Source organism: Stenotrophomonas sp. PS02300 (genome assembly GCF_029959395.1).
GTDB lineage: Bacteria > Pseudomonadota > Gammaproteobacteria > Xanthomonadales > Xanthomonadaceae > Stenotrophomonas > Stenotrophomonas maltophilia_AD.
The window spans coordinates 1-6,032 of sequence record NZ_JASCOP010000180.1; the positions used below are offsets into that span (position 1 = coordinate 1).

At 67.3% G+C, this 6,032-nt stretch carries 6 protein-coding genes; 3 read left to right on the forward strand and 3 right to left on the reverse strand.

Translation table 11 applies throughout. The features are described 5' to 3' along the window. Positions 1–338: biotin/lipoyl-containing protein (locus QMX79_RS19525; protein WP_336618879.1), on the reverse strand; the 338-nt coding region annotated here is incomplete at its 3' end. A gap of 179 nt (positions 339–517) precedes the next feature. Then, positions 518–1,072, reverse strand: coding sequence for a DNA-deoxyinosine glycosylase (locus QMX79_RS19530; protein WP_282248252.1), 555 nt, complete (start codon positions 1,070–1,072; stop codon positions 518–520). Positions 1,073–1,233: 161 nt separating this feature from the next. Between QMX79_RS19530 and QMX79_RS19535 the strand changes: the two genes are divergently transcribed. The 3 genes from QMX79_RS19535 to glpK all read left to right on the forward strand — a co-directional run bounded on the left by QMX79_RS19535 (position 1,234) and on the right by glpK (position 5,026). Further along, on the forward strand, positions 1,234–1,866 hold the full coding sequence (locus QMX79_RS19535; protein WP_093534654.1) for an OmpW family outer membrane protein: 633 nt from the start codon (positions 1,234–1,236) through the stop codon (positions 1,864–1,866). A 116-nt stretch (positions 1,867–1,982) separates the two neighbouring features. Continuing rightward, positions 1,983–3,479, forward strand: coding sequence for a glycerol-3-phosphate dehydrogenase (gene glpD, locus QMX79_RS19540; RefSeq protein WP_282248253.1), 1,497 nt, complete (start codon positions 1,983–1,985; stop codon positions 3,477–3,479). A gap of 47 nt (positions 3,480–3,526) precedes the next feature. Next, entirely contained in the window at positions 3,527–5,026 is a 1,500-nt protein-coding gene (gene glpK, locus QMX79_RS19545) for a glycerol kinase GlpK (protein WP_282248254.1), read from the forward strand. 65 nt (positions 5,027–5,091) lie between these two features. On the opposite strand, the gene QMX79_RS19550 is transcribed toward glpK, so the two are convergent. Further along, positions 5,092–5,886 (reverse strand): MetQ/NlpA family ABC transporter substrate-binding protein, encoded by a 795-nt coding sequence (locus QMX79_RS19550; protein WP_068854111.1) that lies wholly within the window; start codon positions 5,884–5,886, stop codon positions 5,092–5,094. Between the last annotated feature and the right edge of the window lie 146 nt (positions 5,887–6,032).

Genomic DNA, 6,032 nt, shown 5'->3' on the forward strand with positions numbered 1-6,032 from the left:
GGCGCGCTCTGGGTGGCCGGCGCCGGGGCGGCGGCCGCAGCCGCCTTGGCCGGAGCGGGTGCCGGCGCAGCGGCCGGGGCCGGGGCGGCGGCAGCGTCGGCTACTTCGATCAGCGCCACGACCTTGCCCTCGGACAGGTTGTCGCCGACCTTGACCTTGATTTCCTTGACCACGCCGGCGACCGAGGACGGCACTTCCATCGTGGCCTTGTCCGACTCGAGCGTGACCAGGCCCTGGTCCTTCTTGACGGTGTCACCAACGGCGACAAGCACCTCGATTACCGGGATATCGCTGTAGTCACCGATATCGGGGACAAGTGCTTCCTTGATTTCGGCCATGGGGATAACTCCGGCAATCTGGTGTAGGGAATCGCCTATTGTGGGGGCATGAGGCGTCAGCGCCAACCAGCTTGGGCAATTTTCAATGCCTCTGTCCCGGGACAGCCTGTTGCAGCAGGCATGGGCGCTGCCGCGAGAGATGTTCCAGTCGGTACCGTATTGTCCCGCCGAGGTCCGGCTCAGCCGGCCAGGACATCGGCCACGGGCTGCCACGCCACCTGCAGGCGCGGCAGCGGCCATGCCGCATTCGCCGGGCTGGTTGACGGCAGCGACCACACTGCCAGGGACGTCGCACGTTCCCCCAGCACCGGCAGGATGTAACGCGCGAAGGCGGCGTGTGCAGTGGCGCCATTGCAGGCGATCGCCGCCAGCGCCGGCAACCGGTCAATCAGTCCGCCCACCGCATTGGGCACTTCACTGCCGCGCACGATGGCCGTGTCCAGGCTGCCGCGCCGCTCGCATTGCCCGATCACATCCCACAGCCCCACGCCCGCCAACTGCAACGCCTGCAGTCGATCGACGTAGGCAAGGCGCGCGTCGATGCCGGTCAGCGCCGATATCAACGGCCAGAACCGATTGCGCGGATGCGCGTAGTACTGCGCCGCATGCAGCGATGCCACGCCGGGCATCGACCCCAGCACCAGCACGCGGCAATCCGCCGCAACCTGCGCAGGCAGGCCGATGCACAGCGTTGGATTCGTCACAGTGTCTCCAGATGCATGAATGTCGCGCATTGCATGATCGCGCGCCAGCGCAACGATTTCGCGCTGCTCGCTGAACAGAACAAACTAAATTTTAACGTGCGTCGGATTCGATTCATGTTGCGGGGACTACGTTTGCCTCGCCCCGATGCAACGGGGGCCCAGAACAAAAAAACACCTGAGGAGATTCCCCCATGCGCTCCATCCGTACCCTGACCCTGGCTACCCTGACTGCCCTTGCCTTCGCACCTGCCGCCTTCGCGCAGGACAGCACCACCGACACCGCGTCGGGCAAGCATTTCGCCGTTGTCGGCGGCGTTGCATTGCTGCAGCCGAAGAACGATCCGCTGGAAGGCATCGACAAGGTCGATGGCGGCCCGGCGCCGACGCTGAGCTTCAGCTACTACATCAACGACAACTGGGCCGTGGAACTGTGGGGCGCAGCTGACAAGTTCGATCACCGCGTGCGCGGCGCCAACAATGCCAAGCTGGGCACTGTTGAGCAGCAGCCGATCGCGCTGAGCGGCCAGTACCACTTCGGCCAGGCCGACAACGTGTTCCGTCCGTTCGTGGGCGTGGGTTACTACGAGTCGAACTTCAGCAACGAGAAGCTGGCCAGCGACGCCGGTCATATCGGGCTGGAAACCGCCAAGGGCGCCATCGGCACTGTCGGCGTGGACATGAACATCAACAGCACCTGGTTCGCCCGCGCCGATGCCCGCTACATGCATTCGCGCCCGGACCTGACCGTCAACGGCCGCAGCACCGGCGACGAGGCCAAGCTGGATCCGTGGACCGTGGGCTTTGGTATCGGCGCGCGCTTCTAAGCGCTTCCGCTCCACGTAGCAATGCAACGGGCCCCTCGCGGGCCCGTTGTCGTTTCGCCTTCATTTTCCCTTGCTGCGGCCGCGTCAATACTGTTCACCAGCGCGAGGGGAAGCCTATGGATGACATGCTGGATGTCCTGGTCGTGGGCGGTGGGATCAACGGGGTGGCCATTGCCCGCGATGCGGCCGGGCGCGGCTGGTCGGTGTGCCTGTGCGAGCAGGACGACCTGGCCGCGCATACCTCCAGTGCCAGCACCAAACTGATCCATGGCGGGCTCCGCTACCTGCAGTACGGGCAATTCGCCCTGGTGCGCAAGGCGCTGCGCGAACGCAGCGTGCTGCACCGGCTCGCACCCCATCTGGTCACTCCCACCACGTTCGTAGTACCGCATGCGCGCCACCTGCGCCCCGCGTGGATGCTGCGCGCCGGCCTCTGGCTGTACGACCATCTGGTCGACGCGGGTACGGCGTTTCCGCGCTCCCGACGGCTGGACCTGCGCGGGGACCCGCTCGGCGCCGTGCTGCAGCCCCGCTACCGCGCGGCCTTCAGCTACAGCGATGCACGCGTGGATGATGCGCGGCTGGTGGTGATCACCGCGATGGATGCGCGCGAGCGTGGTGCCGACATCCGCACCCGCACCCGCTGCGAACAGCTGATCCGCCACCGCGACCACTGGCTGGCCGTATTGCGCCGGGCCGATGGCCAGGTGCAGCGCCTGCGGGTGCGCTCGGTGGTCAACGCCACCGGCCCGTGGGCAGGCAACCTGCTGGAACGTGCCGGACTGGATGCGCCGATCGGGCTGCGCCTGGTCCAGGGCAGCCATATCGTGGTGCCGCGCCTGCATGCGCAGGGCAGCGCGCTGCTGTTGCAGCAGCCCGACCAGCGCGTGGTGTTCGTGATTCCTTTCGATCAGGATTACAGCCTGATCGGCACTACCGACCTGGACTACGACGGTGACCCGGCCCGGGTGCAGGCCGCACCCGCCGAGGTGACCTACCTGTGCACGGCCGTCAACGCATGGCTGCGTACCGCCGTGCAGCCCGAGCATGTGGTGTGGCAGTACAGCGGCGTGCGCCCTCTGCTGGCCGACCACCACCACGATGCCGCCAAGGTCACCCGCGACTACCGGCTCCATCTCGATACGCAGCAGGCCGTCATGCTGAGCGTGCTGGGCGGCAAGCTCACCACCTGCCGCACCCTGGCCGAAGAAGCCGTGGACCAGCTGGGTGCGGCGCTGGGCCGTAGCGAACCGGCGTGGACCGCCAGCGGCCCTGCCCTGCCCGGCGGCGACGGCGGCAGCGTGGAAGCGCTGCTGCCCGCGCTGCAGGCAGCGTATCCGCAGCAGCCGGAAGCGCTGCTACATGACCTGGCGCGCCGCCACGGTTCGCGCGCCCGCGTGGTGCTGGGCGAGACCCGCTCGCCGGCGGAGCTGGGCCGGCATTTCGGCGCGGGGCTGTATGAGCGTGAAGTGGACTACCTGATCGAGCAGGAATGGGCCGTCGAGCTGGACGACCTGCTATGGCGGCGGACGCATCTCGGGCTGCGCCTGGACGCCGCGCAGCGGGCCGCGCTTGCGGCCTTCCTGCAGCAGCGGCATGCGGCAATCGCGTAGCGTTACCATCGCCAGTGCATCGTGCCGGCCGCACCCCAGGATCCACCATGGACAAACGCTACGTACTCGCCATCGACCAGGGCACCACCAGCTCGCGCGCAATGCTGTTCGACCGCGCCGGGCACGTCGCCGGGGTGGCGCAGCGCGAGTTCGGGCAGATCTTCCCGCAACCCGGCTGGGTTGAACACGATCCGCGCGAGATCCTGACCAGCGTCTACACCACCCTGACCGAACTGCTCAACCGCGAGCAGATCGACCCGCGCCAGATCGCGGCGATCGGCATCACCAACCAGCGCGAAACGACGGTGGTCTGGGACAAAGCCACCGGCCAGCCCATCCACAATGCAATCGTCTGGCAGTCCCGGCAGAGCAACGACATCTGCGAACGACTCAAGGCCGAGGGGCACGAGCCGCTGATCCGCGAGCGCACCGGCCTGCTGGTGGATGCCTACTTTTCGGCGACCAAGATCCGCTGGATCCTGGACCACGTGGAAGGCGCGCAGGACCGCGCCGAGCGCGGCGAGCTGCTGTTCGGCACCATCGACAGCTGGCTGGTGTGGAACCTCACCGGCGGCGCGGTGCACGTCACCGACTACAGCAATGCGGCCCGCACACTGCTGTTCAACATCCACACCCTGGCCTGGGATGACGAACTGCTCGCCCTGCTGGACATCCCGCGCGCGATGCTGCCGGAGGTGCGCGGCTCCAGCGAGGTGTATGGCACCACCCGTTCGCAGTTCTTCTTCGACCAGCACATCCCCATCGCCGGCATCGCCGGCGACCAGCAGGCCGCGCTGTTCGGCCAGGCCTGCTTCGAACCGGGCATGGTCAAGAACACCTACGGCACCGGCTGTTTCATGCTGATGCACACCGGCACGCGCGCGGTGGCCTCCAGCAACGGGCTGCTCACCACGCTGGCCTGGGGCATCGACGGGCAGGTGGAATATGCCCTGGAAGGGTCGATCTTCGTGGCCGGCTCCGTCGTGCAGTGGCTGCGCGACGGGCTGCGCATGTTCGGCAAGTCCAGCGACTGCCAGGCCTATGCCGAACGCGCGGCCGACAACGGCGGGGTGTACATGGTGCCGGCGTTCGTGGGCCTGGGCGCGCCGTACTGGCGCAGCGATGTGCGCGGGGCGGTGTTCGGCCTGAGCCGGGGCACCACCAAGGAGCACTTCATCCGCGCGGCGGTGGAATCGATGGCCTACCAGACCCGCGACGTGCTGGCCGCGATGCAGGCCGATGCGGGCATTGAACTGAAGGAACTGCGCGCCGATGGGGGCGCGATCGCCAATGACTTCATGGCGCAGTTCCAGAGCGACCTGCTGGGCGTGCCCGTGCTGCGCCCGCAGGTGGCCGAAACCACCGCGCTGGGCGCGGCCTACCTGGCCGGCCTGGCCACCGGGTTCTGGAGCAGCCGTGCCGAGATTGCCGAGCAGTGGGCGGTGGATCGCCGGTTCGTGCCGCAGATGGCCGCGGCCGAACGCGAAGCGCTGTACGCCGGATGGGTACAGGCGGTGGAAGCCACGATGGGATTCCGCGTGGGTTGACCGGCGAACCGACCACGGGTCGGTTCACCACGGTAGGAGCCGACCGTTGGTCGGCTCGCCCCCGATCAGAACGCAGGCAGCACCGCGCCCTTGTATTTCTCGGCAATGAAGGCCTTCACTTCCGGGCTGGTCAGCGCCTTGGCCAGCTGCTGCACGCGCGGGTCATCCTTGTTGTCCGGGCGGGCCACCAGGAAGTTCACGTACGGCGAATCCTTGCTTTCAATGGCCAGCGCGTCCTGGGTCGGGTTGAGGCCCGCATCCAGCGCGTAGTTGGTGTTGATCAGGGCCAGGTCCACCTGGTCGAGCACGCGCGGCAGCATCGCCGAATCCAGTTCGCGGAACTTGAGCTGCTTCGGGTTGGCGATGATGTCGCGCTGGGTGGCCAGTGCGTTGGTCGGGTCCTTGAGCGTGATCACGCCGGCCTTGTGCAGCAGGATCAGCGCGCGGCTGTTGTTGCTCGGGTCGTTGGGAATCACCACGTCGGCGCCCACCGGCAGGTCGGCCAGCGACTTGAAGCGGCGCGAGTAGGCGCCGAACGGCTCGATGTGCACGCCGATGACCTTGGTCAGGTCGGTCTTGCGGTCGCGGTTGTAGGCGTCCAGGTACGGCTCGGTCTGGAAGTAGTTCACGTCCACCTGTTTCTGCACCAGCTGATCGTTGGGCTGCACGTAGTCGTTGAAGACCTTCACGTCCAGCTCCAGGCCTTCCTTCTGCAGGATCGGCTTGACCACCGCCAGGATCTCGGCGTGCGGCACCGCGGTGGCCGCGACCACCAGCTTGCTGGAATCGGCGGCGGGCTTGCCGCAGGCGGCCAGGGCCAGCGTGGCGGCCAGCAGCGGGAGCAACAGGGTCTTCTTCATGGGGGCGGAATCCGGGGGGCTGCGTAGCAGCCAACCATACCGCAGCTACGGCTGACGGGGTACCAGCCGGGTCATTCCAATACGGAATGCCGGTAGAGCCACGCCCTGCGTGGCTGGAACCGCAAGCGCCACGCAGGGCGTGGCTC